This window comes from Symplocastrum torsivum (assembly GCF_059505465.1).
In genome coordinates, this window is sequence record NZ_JCACKQ010000045.1 from 169,542 (window position 1) to 187,993 (window position 18,452).

Consider the following 18,452-nt stretch of genomic DNA (forward strand, 5'->3'; position numbering starts at 1 on the left):
TATCGCATTCACAATAGTCAGGCTATTGATTGAGGTATTGCAATGACCGACCTCGAAGAGGCTTTACGTCAGGTACCACTGTTTGCCAAACTTCCCCAAGAGACGTTGCAGTGGTTATCCGAACATGGTGAAGAAATTTGGCTACAACCAGGAGTGCAAATTGCTAAGCAAGGAGACCCACCGGATGGTTTTTACATCATCTTAGAAGGTAAAACCGAGTGGACAAGGACAGTTGGAGCGCAAGCCGTTCATGCTGTCACTTTGGAAACGGGCGATGTCTTTGCTGAACTCATCCTGCTATTGGAGGAAACTTATCCGACCAGTGGATATGCCATAACTGGTGTTCGTCTGTACAAGCTGACTCCTGAGATGTTTTGGGAGATGCTGTGTACCTGTCCTTCAATTCCTCGGCGTATCCTGAAGATTTCGGCAGAGCGATCGCAAATTCACGAAGCTGTCTCGCAACAGCAGGCGAAGCTGATTTCCCTCGGTACCTTATCCGCCGGACTTGCCCACGAGTTAAATAACCCCTCTGCTGCCGCCCGTAGAGGCGTGGAACACTTAGAAGAAGTCTTGCAAAAGCTACCAACCCTCGCGCTAAAGCTACATCAGCAACCCATTACCGAAGAACATAGGACATTTCTATCTAATTTGTACCAGAGAGCAACTGAATCAGCTAAACGCTGCACCCATCTTGACCCCCTAGCGCAAAGCGAAGCTGAAGACGAGGTAACAGATTGGCTAGACGCGCACGATGTCGCTGATGGGTGGAAAATTGCACCGACGCTAGTTGCTGCCGGAATGGATACGGATGAGCTGGATAAAATTGTCACTCATCTCGATCCTAGTTGTCTTGGTGATGTGTTGGCTTGGCTAGAGGCGACAGTATCGGGAGTTGGACTGTTAGACCAAATTAAACTCAGTTCGACGCGGATTTCCGAATTAATCGCCGCGATGAAGGATTACTCCTACATGGATCAAGCGCCACTGCAAGAGGTGGATATCCATGAGGGGATTGAAAGTACATTAAAGATTTTGAGTTTTAAGCTCAAGCAGGGCGTAGTTGTGAAGCGCGAGTATGGGGATTTGCCCAGAATCACTGCTTATGGTCACCAACTCAATCAAGTGTGGACAAATTTAATTGATAATGCGATCGACGCAACAGGTGGTAAAGGGCATATTTGGATACGCACCTCACAGGAAGGCGATTCTGCTAGTAGCGATCGCTCTGCTTCACGCATTGTTGTCGAAATCGCTGACGATGGCGTAGGCATTCCCCCAGAAATTCAGCCACGCATCTTCGAGCAATTCTTTACGACAAAAGAAGTGGGCAAAGGAACAGGATTGGGATTGGACATTGCCCGTCGGATTGTTGTCGGACAACACAAAGGCGATATTCGGGTTGATTCAAAGCCAGGAGATACCCGATTTCAAGTCCGATTACCCATTCACAAGTCTGAGAGTGTCACTAAATAGCCATATCGACACTCAACATTTATCGATAGTTTCCGCTTGGTGATGCTGATTGCCGTTGGACTTGCGATCGCAAGTGCCGTCATTGCTGCATTGATGATTAGAAGCCAAAGAAAGCTAAGTTAAATTCATGCCTGGTGTTTCGGAAGGTAACAAAATTCTGTTTTTTGTCATAAATTAGCAGCTTGCTCCTGAGTAAGTAGTAGAGGTTCACAAGTAACAGTTTTTCAACGACAGTGAACTTCCTACTTGTTCAAACTTAAGGAACCGAAGCTCATGACATTCGTTGCATCGCTCCTCACTAGCCTGATCTCAATCCTCGTCTATCTTTCTAGTGGCAAGATTGCCAGTAAGCAGAATCAGTTTGCTGTGCGTGCGATCGCACTACTGATTGCACTCATTGCGACGTTCGTCGCTCTGTTCAAAAACCTCATTATTATTCCAGCCGGTAATGTCGGTGTCGTGGAATTATTCGGGCAAGTCTCCTCTCGTCCCCTCAATCCTGGTATCCATCTGGTTAATCCCTTCGTTGAGATCGAAAGTTTCTCGACTCGGCTTAGAGATATCAAGGAAAAAGTAGAGGCAACATCCCAGGAAGGATTAGCGTTCAATATTGAGGTAAGTCTCCAGTACAGGCTAGAACCAAACAAAGCCGCAGAACTTTATAGAACCATTGGCACCAACGAGCAGGAAATCGTGACTTCCCGCTTCCGCTCTATCGTCCGCGAAATCACTGCTAGCTACCCAGCCGAGGCGATTTACTCAACAAAACGGCAGGAGCTAGCAGCTAGACTGCGCCAAGCACTTAGCGAACAGCTAGCCCCCCTCGGTTTTGTTGTTGAGCAAGCCTTGCTAAGAGAAGTTGAACTTCCCGATAAGCTCCAAGCCGCAATTCAGCAGAAGCTAGCAACCGAGCAGGAGAGCCAACAAATGAAATTTACACTTGAACAAGCGCGGCAAGAGGCAGAACGCAAGCGCATTGAAGCAAAAGGTATTTCCGATTCTCAAAAGATTGTCGCTCAAGGACTGAATCAGCAAGTATTACAATTGAGGACAATTGAAGCCACGGAGAAGCTTGCTGGCTCTGACAATGCCAAAGTCGTAATTATTGGGGGTGGGCGAGGCGGGACACCACTGAATCTTCAGCTAGATGCTTCCTCAACTCCTTAACTTGAAAATAAGGCAGAAGGAGTAAGAAAAATTTCCATTCCTTCATTATCAGCGACAATTCCCAATTCCCAATCCCCAATTCCCAATTCCCAACAAATTCAGAGATACCGCATCAAAATTGCCTCCAACTGAGCAATTCCAATTGGCTTGCTGAGGTAGTCATCAGCACCAGCAGCGAGACAACGTTCGCGATCGCCTGCCATTGCCAGTGCCGTTGCCATCACCACCTTTAGATTCTTTGTATCCGGCTCCTGACGTAGTGTAGCCAGCAAATCAAACCCTGTGGAATCTCCTCGTAAGTGTACATCCATCAAAATCAGATTAGGTTGGAAGGCTCGCACTTGCGTGAGAAAGTCCTCGCCACTCCTTAAATGTTCAACTCTGTGACCAATTACTTGTAGATAGTCCTTCAACACTAGGGCACTGCGCTCATCATTTTCTACAAGGAGAATGCGAGATCTTGTTCCCAGTGAGCAACATTGCCCTTCACAGCCAGCTAACTCTTGAGGGGATGAAGCGGCGAATAGATCTTCTGAGGGTAAATCTGGGAGATAGAGGGTAAATTGGCTACCTTGACCCAGAACTGACTCCACTGTAACTACACCACCATGTAGCTGGGCCAGGCTCTGTGTCAGCGCCAATCCCAAACCTGTGCCAGGGAACTGCCGATTCAAGCCACTATCAAGCTGGCGAAATGGCTCAAAAAGCAGTGGTAATTTGTCAGCAGGAATCCCAATTCCCGTATCTGTGACTTTAAAGGAAACTCCTTCCGCCTCCTTTGTCACAATCAAGCAAACCTCACCTGCTGGCGTGAACTTAATCGCATTAGAAAGCAAGTTGAGTAACATCTGCTTGCATCGTCGCTCATCCGCAATACAGATACGAGCTTTAGGGTCAATGCTAAGCGTAACTTTTAGTCCTTGATCATAAGCTTGTTCACGCACTAACGTTAAGCAGGATTCGCATAACTCCTGAATGTCCAGAGGCACAAAGTTTAGTTGCTCTTTCCCAGCTTCCACCTTCGAGAGGTCGAGAATGTCGTTAATCAGTGAGAGCAGATGTTCCCCACTACTTTGAATACAGGCAACATACTCTCTCTGCTTGTCATTGAGCGTCCCGAAGATTTCTTGCCGCATCAGTTGAGAGAGTCCCAGTACTGCATTTAGGGGAGTGCGGAGTTCGTGGCTCATTGTTGCTAAAAACTCCGACTTTGCCCGACTTCCGGCTTCTGCGGCTTCCTTGGCTTGCCGTAGCTGTTTCTCCGTTGCTATGCGCTCTGCAATATCGTGAATTACGGCTTGCAAAACTTTTCGGTTTCCTAGCTTAATCAGGCTCAAGGTTACCTCGGCAGAGAAATCTTGACCATCTTGCTTGCGGTAAACCCAATCAAAGCGGTAGCTGCCTTTTTGCAGGGCAATAGCAACGTACTCTTTGGCAAGTGAGATCGACTCTTGACCATTTGGCTGTACTGGAGGAAGAAACTCATAAGGGTGCTTGTCGCATAGCTGTTGACGCTGAGTACAGCCAAATAGTTGTAAGGCGGCAGTATTGGCATCAAAGATTCTGTTTTCATCGACGAGCAATACGGCTGCACTGGTTGATTCGTAAAGAGTCCGAAACTTAATTTCTGACTCTCTGAGCGCTTCCTCCTTGACAGAGCGGACAATTGCCCCGCCAATACTTGCCGCCATTACAGTTAATATAGATTCCTCGTGGTCTGTCCACTGGCGATCTGCGCTTTGCAGCAGCGCTTCGCTATCGCCTGAGCTATCTGCAAAACTAATAAAACCCCAAAACTTACCCTCCGTCATGATCGGTACAACTAGGAGCGATCGGATGTTTTGAGGCTCTAGGATGTTTCGCTCGACTTGAGGAAAATGCTGCACCAATCCCTTTACCGCTTGACCGTTTGCTAGACTGTCGTACCAGCGAGGGAACCAGGTTTTGTAGGAAAGATTCTGGAGGCAAGGAGTTTTGGCAACCGCGATGGGATTCCTTACCCACACAAAGCTTTGGCTTGTGAGGAGTTCGCCAGTTTTTTCTTGAAGATGATTTTCAAAGATTTGAACTTGATCGACATCAGCCGCGACACCGAGAACATTTAGCGATCGCATCAAGGCACTCTGGTAATCAGTTGCAATCAAAAGCTGGCTGATTGCCTCAGTGACACCACTCAGTAAACGCTCGTGTCTGAGTAGTGCGTCTTCTGTGCGCTTATGCTTGGTAATGTCTCTGGCTGTATTAATTGAGAGTTCGATATTCCCTGTCCGATCGCGAACCGCTGCCCCATTGATACTAAGCCACTTTTGTTCCCCATTTGGGCAACCAACAACCAGTTCATAATCTTTTACGATTTCGCCTCGTAGGGCGCGACTGATTGGTAACTCTTCAGCAGTTGGTACCGAACCATCAGGCTCTTGAACGTGCAAGCGGCTCAGCCGTTTGTGCAGTGGCTCTGGCGTTCCTTCTGATTCCAAACCTAGCATCTCACTATCAGCAGGATTTGTGAGTACAACCTCACCATCAGGGCGCATTACACAAATCCCTTCTTGAATCGAATTAACAATCACCTCCAGCAAGGCTTTTTCCTGAACAAGTTGCTGGGTTCGCTCCTGCACCAATTGTTCAAGTTGTTGACGCTGTTGGGCATTGTAAAAAATCAAAGCGGAGGCAAGAGCCGAATAGCTAGCATTAGCTTGTTGCAACCGTTGCCGCTCAATGGCATAACGGATCGATCGCACCAAGAGGTGAGTATTGGTATGACGTTTGACGAGGTAATCCTGAACCCCCTGTTGTAACGTTTGAAGCGCGATCGCTTCATCACACAGGTTACTCATCACGATCACCGGAATATCCGGCGCTGCCAGCAGCAACTGTTTCACCGTATCCAACCCCTGAACATCAGGTAGCGACAAATCCAGCAGAATTACAGAAATGGATGATTTAGTCGCAAGGCAAATCAGAGCATCTGCCAGTCTTGAAACATGAATCAGTTGAAACTGAGGAGCCTCTACTTCCTCCAGCATTTCTTGCACTAGACAAGCATCTGCGGAATTATCCTCTACCAGCAAAATTGTCAGGGTTTCAGTCGGCATGGGCTTTACTCGGCGAGCACCATGACTAATTGTCAACCAGAAGTCTTGGCACGAGCTAACTAGATTTCTGAATCTGCCCTTCACTGAGACAGGTCATATTAACAGGTAGCGTAGATTACAAGTCTTAGACATATTCTGACCAAGCCGCGAATGTATTCAGGAGTACAAGGTTATTTAACTTACAGTTGGATATCCACTTTGAACCATAAAATAGTCCTTATCAATGTCCAATTGTTAACGACTAGTACTCTAATCTGCCTAGTCTATCTTCCAGATTCTGCGACGATACATCGCCAAGATTCTTTTGCAAATTGCCCTAAAGGTCACGAGGAAAGACAATAAGCCTTATAGAAGAGAATATCCGTTCCCTGAGTGCCTACGCCCTCCTACCTTTGTTGGCAATAACGTCCTCAGGCAACCAGCTAGGTTACTGCTTCTTTTCCCTCCAACTTAGTACACCCCATAAGCTCTCTCCTCAAGTCAATGTGCTAGCACAGTCCTTAGTGTTTGTTTAAGTGCTTAATCATTTTTAAAGACCATAAACAGGTAGTATAAACACTACTTGCGTTTGCTTGAAAAAAGGCTTTAATTTGATGATATCAAGCTGGGGATCGCCTATAACAAGTTCTTTCTAGAGATAGATGAGAGGAACGAAAGCTAGATTTATTCTAAATATTGTTAGGAGCTTGAGATTGCTACTTGTAAAACTGACTAACTTGCCCAAGCGAATCACATTGTGAGAACTCGGTATCGACAGTTACTGCAAGGTAAGTTTGTTGATGAGAGAATTCTTTTAGACCCAGTTTAGGTTTTTAATTAACAAGATTTTAAGAACTAGGAGATCACAAAATATGCGGGCTAACTCTTGTCCTTGTTGTGGTAGTGCCTTATTGCGCCATGCACGACGGAAGGGTGTTTATTGGTTTTGCACCTCCTGCCACCAGGAAATGATGCCCCTCAGTTCAGGTCAGTTGCCTACCTGTGTTGATGCCATAAAACAGCAGCAACGCACGGCTACTTCGATGACGTTAGAGAATTCTTTACCTTTGCGCTGACGTAATTAAGGGAAAGGGGGGCAACAGGGGAAGCAGGGAAGAGCATGAGCGTGGAATCTCCAAGATAATGACAATCACTCCGTTCCCGTTCCCCTTCCTCCTTCCTATTAAGTATTGGCTACGTTGAATGACCTATATATGGCATGAGGAGGAGATCGACCCTGTTAAGATTAGGTGAATCTAGGGTTCGAGACACTTCAGAATGCTTGCTGCGCTGCTCTACGGTCAAGAAGATTTACGTTTAGAAGAAGTCCCCTCACCGATGCCTGCTATTGGTGAGGTTGTGATTAGAGTAGGAACAGCAACGACCTGTGGCACCGATCTGAAGGTATGGCGTCGTGGTGGTCATGCCCGGATGCTACGACCCCCGACGTTGTTTGGTCACGAAGCCGTTGGTGAAATTGTATTGGTGGGAGAAGGGGTCACAGGTTGGAATGTTGGCGATCGCGTTGTTGCCAACAATTCTGCTCCTTGTATGAATTGCTTTTTCTGCCACCGCAGTGAGTATTCGCTCTGCCCGAACTTGATCTTCAATAACGGCACGTTTGCAGAATATCTCAAAGTTCCAGCACCAATTGTGCAACATAACTTGTTAGCAGTTCCTCCAGATTTACCAGATGCCTTAGCCTCGATGACAGAACCACTAGCTTGTGTACTGCATGGGGTAGCCTGTTCTAATGTCCAATCTGCTGATCGAGTTGTAGTCATTGGTGATGGGGCAATCGGGCTAATGTTCGTCGCTGTGCTTGCCCAGCAATTAGCTGCAGAAGTATTTCTGTTTGGTGGAAATGACCAACGCCTGAAAATTGGGCAGCAGTTAGGGGCATCTCGAACGTTTAATTACCATCAGTTGAGTGATGTACCGACGGTGGTGCGAGACTTAACAGAAGGATGGGGTGCAGATGTCGTCATCGAAGCAACAGGTGTTCCTGCGGTTTGGGAAAGTGCGATCGCGTGTGGTCGTCCTGGCGCAACGATTAACTTATTTGGTGGCTGTCCACGAGACACCACGATTACGGTTAGTACAGAACAGCTACACTATAATGCTTTGACCCTCAAAGGTGTCTTTCACAATACACCCAAATATGTACGTGAGGCTCTCTCCCTGTTAGCGAGTCGAGTCATACCCTTTGAGCTACTGATTAGTGACTACCGACCCTTAAAAGATTTAGAACAGGTATTTGAAGATATGAAAAACCGAAAGGCAATTAAAGTTGCCATTGAACCGGGGAGTTAGCGATGAAAAAGGTAATAAAAAGAGTGAGTAGCGATTCAGGAATGGCGGCTGGGAATTTGGCAGATTTCGAGACAAGATGTTCTAAGAGTGAAGTAAATCCTTCCAGGAAGAAAGGGCTGCTATCCTGTGCTTGGTGGAGTCCTCTCTTCCTTGTTCCTTTTTCTTTTCTTCTTCTTGGTTCAACCGCTAACGCTCTACCGGGTGAGACGACGGATACCGTTGAGGCTTGGATTAATGCTCATCCTACCTTGCGACCGGGTATTGGAGATGGGCTACTCGTGCAAAAGACTAGCACTCCTGCCCAACGTTTTACCTTTCAAGCGACGGTGTTACCTCCAGGACGAGTGACTTTGCCGAGAGACAGAGGGACAATTCGCACTGAGCGCCTTACTTTCTATGACATGGTTAATGGCGTTACACCTGAGCGACTTGAAGAATCATTGCGAACCATCTATGGTTCTGCGATTTATCAAGATTGCGACAGAGCAAGCATCGTCTACTACTATCCAACACCAGACATAGCAGAGTTGGCACGGCGACAGAATCGTCCGCTTTTAGCAGCACGACAGGGTGAACTGCGCTTAGGAGAACGCTTTGCTTATTGGTGGGAAATCACCAAAACTGAGGAAGGTAAGGCGTTCAATGGACAATTGACAGTTTTCTTAAAAGAGGATTTGGACAAGCTAGAAACAGAACTACGCGATCGCTAATTATGCATCAGTGCTTGGTCATTGGTCAGCTATAGCAAAAGGCTCTTATGGAGAGGGCTTTTATGCAGAAGGTTGAGTACTAGTACGTGGTTGTTTGGGCTGTTGAATCTGTCTTAACCTTTATGGCGACAACTATACTAATGACCAAACTCTTAACTTATGACTTTACTCACTGTGCCAAACTCCGGCAAAAATACTCTTGACTGCTCTATTGATTCGCTTCAAGTCTTCATCAAGTAGCGGAGGCCAATTGACACCTGCCTGATATCCAGCGTCAAACAGTTTTCGGCTCTCAAAAGACAAGAGATATAGTGAGTAAACGAGTTCTCGGTCAAGCGTTGGGGCAGTACGTAGTGCCTCAAATACAATTTTTAGGGCTAACAAAATATTAGTCACCTGACCCGGTACTGGCGCCTTTCCCTGCTTCAAACGCACGAGGAAGGCATCGGGATTTTGGTCAGATGTCGTTCCCTGATTGATTAGAAAGCCACAGGCAGTTTTGTAATCCATTAATTAATTCTTGATTGCCAGCTTCCCAGATGGGGCTTGACTTCGGTTAACGACTTCAATTTTTACACCGGATTGGTCCTAAATACAGTAGGGGACTTTCCCACTTCACCTGACCACTGGCAATATTCCTTGCTCAATCGTTCAAGTGTCCAAGACAAAAAGCGATCGCGCTCAATCTTCGCCCTACTCCATAAATCGTTACTATTACCTTAGACCGTGCGCTTGAGAAGCCAAGTAAATCTGTGCTATAAAGGAAATCTTTGAAACCTTTCCGGTGGAGTAAATCAGGCAGAATGAAACAAGTGGGAACTCATCTGGTCGTTGACGCATGGCAAGCGCCGCAAGACCTTCTTAATGATCCTGAAGGAATTCGCCGCGCCTTGATTGATGCGATTTCAGCTGGTGAAGCAACCCTGATCGATCTATGTGTGCATCAGTTTAGCCCTCACGGTGTTACGGCAACGGCAACGTTGGCAGAGTCACATATCGCCATACATACTTGGCCTGAGCATGGCTACTTTGCTGCGGATTTGTTCTTTTGCGGTCGTGGCAAACCGGATGAGGCAATGAAACTTTTACAAACAGCGCTTCAAGCTAAACAAGCAAGAGTGAGAGAGATTCCGCGTGGCTTTGATGAACTCTCAGAAATCAATGAGCGGCTGGGAGAACCTGCCTACCATTCGGTTCTGTAAGCTGTTTTTTCCCAAACAATGTAGTTCAGTCATTAAAGGGCAAGGCAAATCAAACCTTGTCCTTTATATTTAGAAACCCCTAAATTAAGTATTAGAGGCAGTGGGTGCCTTCTAAGGAGTCGTCCAAAAATGAAATCGCCATTTTAGAGCCTGATTTTTGTCTGTTGTAGCTCAACACAGACCACTGACAGCGAACTCTAGTTAACGTGTTAAAACGTGTGGCGTTGTTTTTGTAAGACCCTTAAGTAGCTTGAGAAAGAGCATCAGGTAGAGTCACCCCGGAGGATAACAAGCGTGTTAGAGGCAATCTTAGTTCTTGTCTTGGGTTTGGCACCGTCAGTGATTTCTGTATGGATGATGCGAAGAGCAAAGGAACGGGCGCAATCGAGGTTGAGAGCAGCAATGCAAGCCTCTGCAACTAGGGCAATACAAAGAAATCAGATACCTCCAGACCAGTATTATCTTGAAGGTTTTGGCTATTTAATTGGTGATATTACCTGCCAATTCAATGCCTGTTCTGCTTACATTCGTTGCGCGGTTAATCCCTCAGGGCCTTGTGACGAGTGTCATCATTATCAACCGAAGGATTGATGCCTCTCCATTTGTTGTTCAAGTGGGAGTATGTTACAGCCTTAACCAGCCAAAAACCTGCTCTACTGTTAGCTCCAACTCAATCTCGCTAAGTATTGGCAACGGTGCGGTTCCTCTAAGCAATTGCACTCGCTGTTCTGGAAAGACAACTAAGATGCTTTCCTCTTCTGGGTCAATTAACCACCCTAATTCTGTGCCATGTTGGGAGCAGTGGAGCAGTTTACCCAATACTTTTGTCTGACTCTGGTCAGGGGATAAAATTTCAATTGACCAATCAGGATGAATCTCGAAGCGATTGGCAATTCTTCCAGAAGGACGAAGTGGAATTCTTTCCCACCGAAACACCACAATATCTGGAACAATCGCGTCTCCCCCAAATGTACAACGTAGTTCTGGAAAGGCGATCGCAATTTTCTGTGGTTTAGCCACTCGGTTAATGGCTTCGCAAAGTTCTCCCTGAAGCAGGCTATGCTCCCCTTGTGGCATGGGTTTTTGAATGATTTCTCCGTTGATAAACTCAGAGACAGGTTTGGTTTCTGGGAGTTTTAAGAACTCCTCCAGAGTTAGGGGTTGCGTTATTGTACTCATCTTCTCACTCAGATAGCCTGCTATCAATTATTCTCTGCTTCAAAATCAACCTTGTCATAAATATCAGCTAGGGTGATTTCAAATGGAATAGACATTAGTGAGAAGATGGTTTCCTCACCTTCATATTCAGAGAGTAGCCACTGATTCGTCTCAGTTTTAACAAATCGCTCGACGTGCATACTGTACTGCTCAATCAGTACATACTCCTGAAAGCTGGCAATTGTACGGTAAGCGGCAAATTTCTCGCCTCGGTCATAGCCTGCGGTGGACTTTGACAGTACTTCTGCAATCATTAAAGGATTGGTAATCGTATCAGTGCGTCCCTCTTGAAGCTGCAAATCTCCCTGGACAACCAGCACATCAGGATAAGTATAGATACGTTTTTTAGGAATCCACAGTCGCTGGTCGGTAAAAAACACATCAAAAGGTTTACCTTTGAGCGCAAAGTTTAGATTGGCATAGAAGTTACCAGCAATTCGGTTATGGTTCGGAGTGCCACCTGTCACAGGAATAACCTCACCATTAATGTATTCATGACGTTCCTCCGAGTTGATCTCCATTTCCAGATATTCTTCTGGCGTGTAATACCGTTGCTCTTGTGCTTGCATAATCATGGAATCTCTACTCCCAACGCTTCAAGCTGCTGATTCATCCTAGTTGTTGCGGTCACTTATTCCAAGTTAAACTTTTAGAGTTTTAGCGATCGCACCTTCCCCCTCTCAGTTCAAAAGAGCGATCGCCTATACTCCTGAATTACACGCTATCCGTGACACTACTAAAGTTAAATGCTTTTACCCTTACTCCTGGCACAACACTGCTACCAAAGCGTTGCACGCTACTTAAGGCATCAACCGCTTGGAGCATCTCCGGTAACCTTTGGTTAAAGCGTAAGTTTTTGATTGGGTAAGCAATCTGACCTTCTTCAATCCAGAATGTCCCATCACGGGTCATTCCCGTAACTTCCAACGTCTTGGGATTGACATAGCGCACGTACCAAGCGCGATTAACCAAAATTCCTCGCTCGGTTTGGGCAATCAAGTCCGCCAAAGTTTGATTCGATCCAGACATGACAATTGGAAACATCGCCCCGGTTGGCTCTTTCCCTTGCTGCTGCGCCCAGTAGCGGCTATAGGATAGGGTTTGGGGAGTACCGTCCTTAATCACCTCAGTGTAGTGATTACTCAACCCATCACCAAAGCAAGTACCCAGTTGTAACAGAGGATGAGCGGGATGGCGCTGTACCTGCACCAAGGGGCTAAACATCTGCTCACCCAAGCGGTTACCTGCTGGTAACCCTGCCTCATCAGTACGGGACATAAAGGAGCGCCCTTCATCTGCCGCCCGTGCATCCAAATTCCAAATCACCCAACTGAGTAAATCAGCAAAAGCCGCACCGTCAAAAACCACTGGGTAAACACCTGGGTTGACTGTGCGAGGTTGACGTGAGGCAAGCGCCCGCTTGATTAGCTGCTCAGTCAGAGACTCAAACGGGATTTGGTCGATAGAAAAAGCCGTGCGTTGGCTCCAACTAGAGCCATCATCAATCCGAGCCGTAAAACTAAAATCTGCCTCGGTTGTGCGATCGCAAGCTCGTAAACCCCGTGAGTTTCCAACTGCCATCAAAAAGGCTTCTGTACTCAAAGTACCAGACCCTTCAATCCCGGCATTCGTACTCAACGTACAAACTCGCTGAACCATTTCTCCCCGTTCCAGAGGTGAAAAGGCAACTGTTGCTTCGTCAAATGCAGGAGTACGCTCTTCATAGTTTTGCGGTTCCAGTAAGGGCACCCATTCTGGATCTTCCGGAGCAATCCGAGCGAGTTCTTCTGAACGGCGGACTGTCTCGTTGATTGCCTCTAAATCAAGTTCCGTCGTTGAGGCAGAGGCACTGCGCTTGCCAAAATAGCTAGTGATACTGAGACTCAACCGGCTGCGGCTGATGTTTTGACTAATCTGATTTTCCGAGAAACGGCTAAGGGCTTCTTCACCAGTGCTGAGACTGACAAAAACTCCCTCTGCTTCTGACTGTTGAATAACCTTGTCTACAAGGGATAGAGCTTGGTCTTCACTGAGAAGAGTCGGTGCTTTAGCTAGGGTCATATTAAATAGATTTTCGTTACTATTTGCTTGTTAGTATGTGCTTACGTTCTAACTAACCTAACGTGCATTTCTTTAGACTTCTTGCAGAAGTAGGGAAAAGGAAAAAGGGAAGCATGAACATTCGTTTCCCCTTCGCCCTTCTCCCTATCGGCAAGAGATTTTTTTCGGGGGAGCAATAGGTCTAATACATATCGACTCAAACCCCATCGCCCCATCAGCTTACTCCCCACTCCCCATCCCTAAGTGAGATAGATTCCAATCTTGAGCAATCAATTGGGTTGCTGTTCGGCTATCTACAGGCTTAGAAAATAGATATCCTTGCCCTAACTCACAGTTGAACCCTTGGAGCTTCTCTAACTGAGTTTGAGTCTCTATTCCCTCAGCAATTACCTCCATCCCCAAGTCGTGAGCAAGGGCGACAATGGTTTTAATAATTTCTGAATGTTCCGCCTCAACTCCCATTTGTCTTACAAAAGATTGATCGATCTTTAACGTATCTAGAGGAAACCGATGCAGATAACTTAAGGATGAATATCCGGTGCCAAAATCATCAATACACAGTTGAATGTTACGGCGTTTCAACTGCAATAGCATGGCAGCGGCTAACTCAGGATTAGCCATAATTACGGTTTCTGTAATCTCTAACTTCAACGCCCTGCCATCTAGATTAGTCTCTTGGAGAATTCGATCAATTTGGACAACTAAATCAGATTGGGAAAACTGGCGCCCTGAAAGATTAACACTTACTGTTAAAGGCTGTGCATAGGGAAATTGCTTCTGCCAAGTTCGTAGTTGAAGGCAAGCCTGACGGAGTACCCACGCTCCTAGAGGGACAATTAAATCGGTTTCTTCCGCGATTGGGATAAATTCTCCTGGAGAAATGAATTCCTGTTCTATCGGTTGCCAGCGTACAAGCGCCTCAAAGCCGACAAGCTGACCTGTTTTGAGGTTCACAATCGGCTGGTAGTAAAGCTGAAATTGAGGAATGAGGTTGAGTTCCCAAATTGCCATTTGCCCAGCCTCAAGGTCTTGCACTGCTCGCTGCAAGTCTTGTTCGAGTTTCAGGAGCGCCACAATACGCTCGTGGGTTGCCAAATCAAATACTTCGTAGCGAGAGCGTCCCTGAGCCTTAGCGCGATACAGCACGATATCAGCATCACGTAATAACTCTTCGGGTCGGTTATAACCCGTTGAACTCAGGGCAATACCAATGCTGACGCTGGTGAAGATTTCTTGTCCATCTAGGAGGAAAGGATGGGTTAGTTGCTTGTGAATTTGCTCTGCGATTCGATTGGCATCGCTCAATTCTTGGATGTCCTCTAGGAGGATGGCGAACTCATCGCCACCGAGACGAGCGATGAGGCTGTTATCTTCTTGTAGGCAATGCTGTAGTCGTTGGGCAAACGCGATTAGAAGTCTATCTCCAATCGTATGCCCCATGCTATCGTTGACGACTTTGAAGCGATCGAGATCTAGGAACAGAACTGCAAATAAATATTCGGGGTGTTGTTTTGTCTGCTCTAAGGCTCGCTCCAGGTGTTCTATTAATAAGGCTCGGTTGGGCAGCCCGGTGAGAGCGTCATGAAAGGCGTTATGCCGTAAGCGTTTCTCAATGTGCTGGCGATGCTTGACGGCAGTTTCGCTAACGCTGATTTCCTGACGTAGTTGCTCATTTGCCACCTTCAACTCGGCGGTGCGTTCCTCAATGATTGCTTCCAAGTCAGCGTTTAACTTTGCCAGTTTTGCTACAGCTGAGGAATGAGCGATCGCACCACTGATACTTCCTGCTACCCCCATCAAGATTGATGTTTCACTTTCAGACCATTGATGTTCCTTATAACAATCGTCGAACCCGATGAAGCCCCAGCATTGCCCCTCGATCCGGAGCGGCACTACTAAAATTGAGCGGATGTCTTGTGATTCGAGAAACTCTCGTTCAGGTGAGGGAAAATCTCGCACCAAACCGATAATTGGTTTTCCCATCGCCAGGTTTTGATACCAGCTAGGCAGAATTGCTCGATAGGAGAGATTCTGAAGTTTTGGTTTTTTGATTTGGACACTTACTCTTTGGCTTAGCCATTCCCAGCGCTTGCTCATCAGATGTTCGCCTGTCAGGGGATGGATATGATATTGAACGATGTAAACTCGATCAACCGCCGTTGCTCGACCCAATGCCTCTAACGCTCGATTAATTCCTAGATTGCGATCGCCTATCGTTAATAGTTGATTTGTTGCCTTGGCTACTCCTTCTAATAAGCGATCGCGCTGACGCAACTCCAACTTCATTCGCTGTAAATCTGTAATGTCTTTCTCATTGACTAGAATCATCAATACTCCCGTGCTGGAGTCATTGGTGCGGCGTACATCAATCTTGTGCCACCGGATACCGTTCAAGGTATTTACCTGTGTTTCTACACTGAAAACATCTCCAGTGGCAATGCAACTGATTGCTTGCTCAGCGACGCTAGCATCAACAAAGCGTCTTCTAAACGCCTTGTTGTCCGTCTGAGGCGCATTTTTTTCGTCACCGTAGCAACGCAGCGCTGAAGGATTTTGCATCAACGGCATCTCCTCAAAGGTATAGAGAGAAACCATCAGCGTTGTGTGGCGAAGAGCTTCAATCGAGCGCAGCGTATCCGAGTCAATGTGCTCTACAACATCGGTAACCCCCTCTATGAGCATCGCGAGGTATCCGCCTTCAATCCGAATCCCAGAGCAAACACATCGCACCGATAAAGCACGTCCTTTGGGGTAGAACGTCCACTGTTCAATAACTGTTTTTTCTTGCTTAAGCTCTTCAAGATAGCCCTGAAGACGAGTTTTTGTTCCCTCGGAAAAATCGCTCCAGTCACGATTAAGCAGTTCCTCCAAGCTGCTAGCATTCCACAAGCTCAATGCCGCTTGGTTTGCCCACCACATTTTCATCTGCTCAATATCAAAAATCCAGATAGGCGATCGCAATAGATCGAGCAAAGCTAGATCCGAGCGAGTGAAACTTAAATCGCTGGTTTTATCCATGACAAAGAGTTTTCATGACACACAGAGGAGCAAACCCTGGATGACTGACAAAAGCTTAAGCAATTTTTATTTACAAAATTCCCTGAAAGCTTCCAGAGTATGACCCTCATCAAGCCACAACCTGAAATTAATCGCTTCAGTTCTACCTGAAAATGGGTTGAGGGGTGATGTCATATCAAATCCGTTTGATTACTGCTTTCTACAGTAGCCGTTAAGCTAAGCCGATGTCTTTATGTTGCTATCGTTAACCTATAAAAGTTAAAAATTATCTCTCGCGTGTTTGTTGCAGCTAAACCCTATAGGAGCGCAACTCACTGCATCTCTACTCTCCCAAGTTTATAAACGCGCTTTGCAACAGATCCCGTAAGGAGCTAGTAATAAGTGGACTTGATATTACTGAGTTAGGGGACATACCTTATGGTCACCCGTGCTAAAAGTACCATCTCTTTCACAAGATGGCTAGCTTTGGTCAAAAGCTGTTTCTCCTGGATCTCAAGCAAGTTCTACTTCAAGCTAAGAAGCTCCTCCAATCTGGATATTCTGTACTCGTACTGGCACACAGGTATGAGACATCTGAGCCACTTGCATCGGCTCCCCTTTCCCGCAGATATTAGTACCGCATTGCTCTCGTTCGGAAGCTGGCCCAATGGCATCGACGCTATTCCAGAAGTCAGTGGTCATAGCATGATACGTCACATCCTTAAGCATCCCTACTACTTTGCCCTTCTCTACTTTCCAGAAAGCATCGCCACCAAACTGGAAGTTACGCCGTTGTTGGTCGATCGAGAAACTGCCAACACCGTCAATTAAAATTCCTTCTTCGGTATCTGCAATCATTTCAGCGACAGTTGCTGTATGGCTGCCTCCATCTGAACCCGGTTCCAGCCCAAGATTGGGGATGCGTACCATCGGCACACTATACCAGCTATCGGCGTAGGCACAACCGTTACTCGCCGGACGACCGAGACGATAGGCTGTTTCGCGGTCGGTGAGGTAGTCTGTTAAAACACCATCCTTGACAACGAACCAATCTTGTGCAGGCACTCCCTCATCGTCATAGCCCAAGGTACTGCGTCCTCCTGGTTGGGTGCGATCGGCTCGGAAGTTAACCCAAGGTGCGGCGTATTGAAGCTTGCCTAATTTCTCAGTTGTGGCGAAGCTGGTACCAGCAAAGTTAGATTCGTAGCCATACACGCGATCGAGTTCAGTGGGATGTCCAACAGATTCGTGGATGGTTAGGTACAAGTTAGTCGGCTTGAGGATGAGGGTGCTACGAATACCGGAGGGACTCTTAGGGGCATGAACTTTTTCAATCGCTTCTTCAGCAACACGCTCTACCTGGCTCAAGAGGTCTGGCGCATTGATATGCTCATAACCAATGTTTAGCGGTGGACGTTCGTAGCTACGACTTTGGGCATCACCATTAGCAACAGCCGTACACCCCATACCTGGATAGCTGCGGTAGATAGTTTGTTGGATTAGAGAGCCTTCTGTAGAAGCGAAAACCTTGTCTTCACGAGTGAAACGCAGGTAAGAATAAGCTTTTTTGATGCCACGTTCGCCATAACTTAAGAGTTGCTCATTCAACCGCAACAGCAACTCGGCTTTCTCGGTAATCGGCACAGTGAAGGGGTCAATCTCAATTGGAGTGGTGTAAGTATCTTGGTAGGCTTCTACTGGCACTAATTGCACCCGTGTCTGTTGGGAAAGGCGGCTACCTTTTGCAATATCGACAGCAAGGGCGACAATTCGTTCAACTTCGGCTGGGGTTTTATAAGGGCTAGCGGCGAATCCCCACGCTCCATTAAGTAGAACCCGCACCCCAAAGCCAGAACTCACATTATCTGAAAGTTGGCTCAAAGAGCGATCGCGTGCGTAAAGATTTTGAGTGCGGTAAGTGCAGAAACGAACATCCCCATACTCACACCCAGCACGGGTAATTAACGCGATCGCTAACGTCGGTAAGTCAGTAGTCGTAATCGGCGAGTCAGGTGCTTGTACCATAGCCAGTCTCATGCAAAGTCGATAACGTATTGTAACGAGTAGGTCACCAACTCTGCATAGAGCCTCCAGTTATTCCTGGCTAAGGCGCTTCATCACCTTACACTTCCTGACTTTTCACGCTAAGTCTTGGAACAAGTTGAGAGTAAAGGTTAAAGGGGAAAGGAAATCCTATAACCTTTACCCCTTAACCCTCTCCCCGTTTCTCCACA

14 protein-coding genes are annotated in these 18,452 nt (G+C 46.7%); 7 read left to right on the plus strand and 7 right to left on the minus strand.

The window, feature by feature from the left end; all coding sequences use genetic code 11:
- The first annotated feature begins 42 nt into the window (after positions 1 to 42).
- The gene (locus AC5JL3_RS14470; RefSeq protein ID WP_496075140.1) at positions 43 to 1,476 is read left to right on the plus strand and encodes an ATP-binding protein; all 1,434 of its coding nucleotides are present in this window, start codon (positions 43 to 45) and stop codon (positions 1,474 to 1,476) included.
- 273 nt (positions 1,477 to 1,749) lie between these two features.
- The gene (locus tag AC5JL3_RS14475) at positions 1,750 to 2,643 is read left to right on the plus strand and encodes a prohibitin family protein (protein ID WP_496075141.1); all 894 of its coding nucleotides are present in this window, start codon (positions 1,750 to 1,752) and stop codon (positions 2,641 to 2,643) included.
- Positions 2,644 to 2,741: 98 nt separating this feature from the next.
- Here AC5JL3_RS14475 and AC5JL3_RS14480 read toward each other — a convergent pair whose 3' ends face one another.
- Positions 2,742 to 5,738, minus strand: a complete 2,997-nt coding sequence (locus AC5JL3_RS14480) for a response regulator (RefSeq protein ID WP_496075142.1) — start codon at positions 5,736 to 5,738, stop codon at positions 2,742 to 2,744.
- An 851-nt stretch (positions 5,739 to 6,589) separates the two neighbouring features.
- On the opposite strand from AC5JL3_RS14480, the gene AC5JL3_RS14485 reads away from it, so the two are divergent.
- The 3 genes from AC5JL3_RS14485 to AC5JL3_RS14495 all read left to right on the plus strand — a co-directional run bounded on the left by AC5JL3_RS14485 (position 6,590) and on the right by AC5JL3_RS14495 (position 8,740).
- Complete coding sequence (locus AC5JL3_RS14485; RefSeq protein WP_192217148.1) at positions 6,590 to 6,793, plus strand: hypothetical protein; 204 nt, start codon at positions 6,590 to 6,592, stop codon at positions 6,791 to 6,793.
- 202 nt (positions 6,794 to 6,995) lie between these two features.
- The gene (locus tag AC5JL3_RS14490; RefSeq protein WP_496075143.1) at positions 6,996 to 8,030 is read left to right on the plus strand and encodes a zinc-dependent alcohol dehydrogenase; all 1,035 of its coding nucleotides are present in this window, start codon (positions 6,996 to 6,998) and stop codon (positions 8,028 to 8,030) included.
- 2 nt (positions 8,031 to 8,032) lie between these two features.
- Complete coding sequence (locus AC5JL3_RS14495) at positions 8,033 to 8,740, plus strand: hypothetical protein (protein ID WP_496075144.1); 708 nt, start codon at positions 8,033 to 8,035, stop codon at positions 8,738 to 8,740.
- A gap of 165 nt (positions 8,741 to 8,905) precedes the next feature.
- On the opposite strand, the gene AC5JL3_RS14500 is transcribed toward AC5JL3_RS14495, so the two are convergent.
- Positions 8,906 to 9,250 carry a Dethiobiotin synthetase gene (locus AC5JL3_RS14500; protein WP_496075145.1) on the minus strand — a complete coding sequence of 115 codons (345 nt, stop codon included), beginning with the start codon at positions 9,248 to 9,250 and terminating at the stop codon, positions 8,906 to 8,908.
- Between the two features lie 293 nt (positions 9,251 to 9,543).
- On the opposite strand from AC5JL3_RS14500, the gene speD reads away from it, so the two are divergent.
- Positions 9,544 to 9,942, plus strand: coding sequence for an adenosylmethionine decarboxylase (gene speD / locus AC5JL3_RS14505; RefSeq protein ID WP_192217151.1), 399 nt, complete (start codon positions 9,544 to 9,546; stop codon positions 9,940 to 9,942).
- A gap of 294 nt (positions 9,943 to 10,236) precedes the next feature.
- Complete coding sequence (locus AC5JL3_RS14510; protein ID WP_496075146.1) at positions 10,237 to 10,533, plus strand: DUF6464 family protein; 297 nt, start codon at positions 10,237 to 10,239, stop codon at positions 10,531 to 10,533.
- A 33-nt stretch (positions 10,534 to 10,566) separates the two neighbouring features.
- Here AC5JL3_RS14510 and AC5JL3_RS14515 read toward each other — a convergent pair whose 3' ends face one another.
- From AC5JL3_RS14515 to AC5JL3_RS14535, 5 genes are all read right to left on the minus strand, one after another.
- Positions 10,567 to 11,121, minus strand: coding sequence for a Uma2 family endonuclease (locus AC5JL3_RS14515; RefSeq protein ID WP_496075147.1), 555 nt, complete (start codon positions 11,119 to 11,121; stop codon positions 10,567 to 10,569).
- Positions 11,122 to 11,144: 23 nt separating this feature from the next.
- Positions 11,145 to 11,729, minus strand: coding sequence for a Uma2 family endonuclease (locus AC5JL3_RS14520; protein ID WP_496075349.1), 585 nt, complete (start codon positions 11,727 to 11,729; stop codon positions 11,145 to 11,147).
- Positions 11,730 to 11,874: 145 nt separating this feature from the next.
- Positions 11,875 to 13,221: a TldD/PmbA family protein gene (locus AC5JL3_RS14525; RefSeq protein WP_496075148.1), complete on the minus strand. Its 1,347-nt coding sequence runs from the start codon at positions 13,219 to 13,221 to the stop codon at positions 11,875 to 11,877.
- 219 nt (positions 13,222 to 13,440) lie between these two features.
- Positions 13,441 to 16,239 carry an EAL domain-containing protein gene (locus tag AC5JL3_RS14530; RefSeq protein ID WP_496075149.1) on the minus strand — a complete coding sequence of 933 codons (2,799 nt, stop codon included), beginning with the start codon at positions 16,237 to 16,239 and terminating at the stop codon, positions 13,441 to 13,443.
- Positions 16,240 to 16,752: 513 nt separating this feature from the next.
- The gene (locus AC5JL3_RS14535) at positions 16,753 to 18,243 is read right to left on the minus strand and encodes a TldD/PmbA family protein (RefSeq protein WP_496075150.1); all 1,491 of its coding nucleotides are present in this window, start codon (positions 18,241 to 18,243) and stop codon (positions 16,753 to 16,755) included.
- Positions 18,244 to 18,452: the final 209 nt, after the last annotated feature.

Coding starts and splice junctions, on each gene's coding strand:
- AC5JL3_RS14470 (WP_496075140.1), top strand. CDS start 43: ATGACCGACCTCGAAGAGGCTTTACGTCAGGTACCACTGTTTGCCAAA.
- AC5JL3_RS14475 (WP_496075141.1), top strand. CDS start 1,750: ATGACATTCGTTGCATCGCTCCTCACTAGCCTGATCTCAATCCTCGTC.
- AC5JL3_RS14480 (WP_496075142.1), bottom strand. CDS start 5,738: ATGCCGACTGAAACCCTGACAATTTTGCTGGTAGAGGATAATTCCGCA.
- AC5JL3_RS14485 (WP_192217148.1), top strand. CDS start 6,590: ATGCGGGCTAACTCTTGTCCTTGTTGTGGTAGTGCCTTATTGCGCCAT.
- AC5JL3_RS14490 (WP_496075143.1), top strand. CDS start 6,996: ATGCTTGCTGCGCTGCTCTACGGTCAAGAAGATTTACGTTTAGAAGAA.
- AC5JL3_RS14495 (WP_496075144.1), top strand. CDS start 8,033: ATGAAAAAGGTAATAAAAAGAGTGAGTAGCGATTCAGGAATGGCGGCT.
- AC5JL3_RS14500 (WP_496075145.1), bottom strand. CDS start 9,250: ATGGATTACAAAACTGCCTGTGGCTTTCTAATCAATCAGGGAACGACA.
- speD (WP_192217151.1), top strand. CDS start 9,544: ATGAAACAAGTGGGAACTCATCTGGTCGTTGACGCATGGCAAGCGCCG.
- AC5JL3_RS14515 (WP_496075147.1), bottom strand. CDS start 11,121: ATGAGTACAATAACGCAACCCCTAACTCTGGAGGAGTTCTTAAAACTC.
- AC5JL3_RS14520 (WP_496075349.1), bottom strand. CDS start 11,729: ATGCAAGCACAAGAGCAACGGTATTACACGCCAGAAGAATATCTGGAA.
- AC5JL3_RS14525 (WP_496075148.1), bottom strand. CDS start 13,221: ATGACCCTAGCTAAAGCACCGACTCTTCTCAGTGAAGACCAAGCTCTA.
- AC5JL3_RS14530 (WP_496075149.1), bottom strand. CDS start 16,239: ATGGATAAAACCAGCGATTTAAGTTTCACTCGCTCGGATCTAGCTTTG.
- AC5JL3_RS14535 (WP_496075150.1), bottom strand. CDS start 18,243: ATGGTACAAGCACCTGACTCGCCGATTACGACTACTGACTTACCGACG.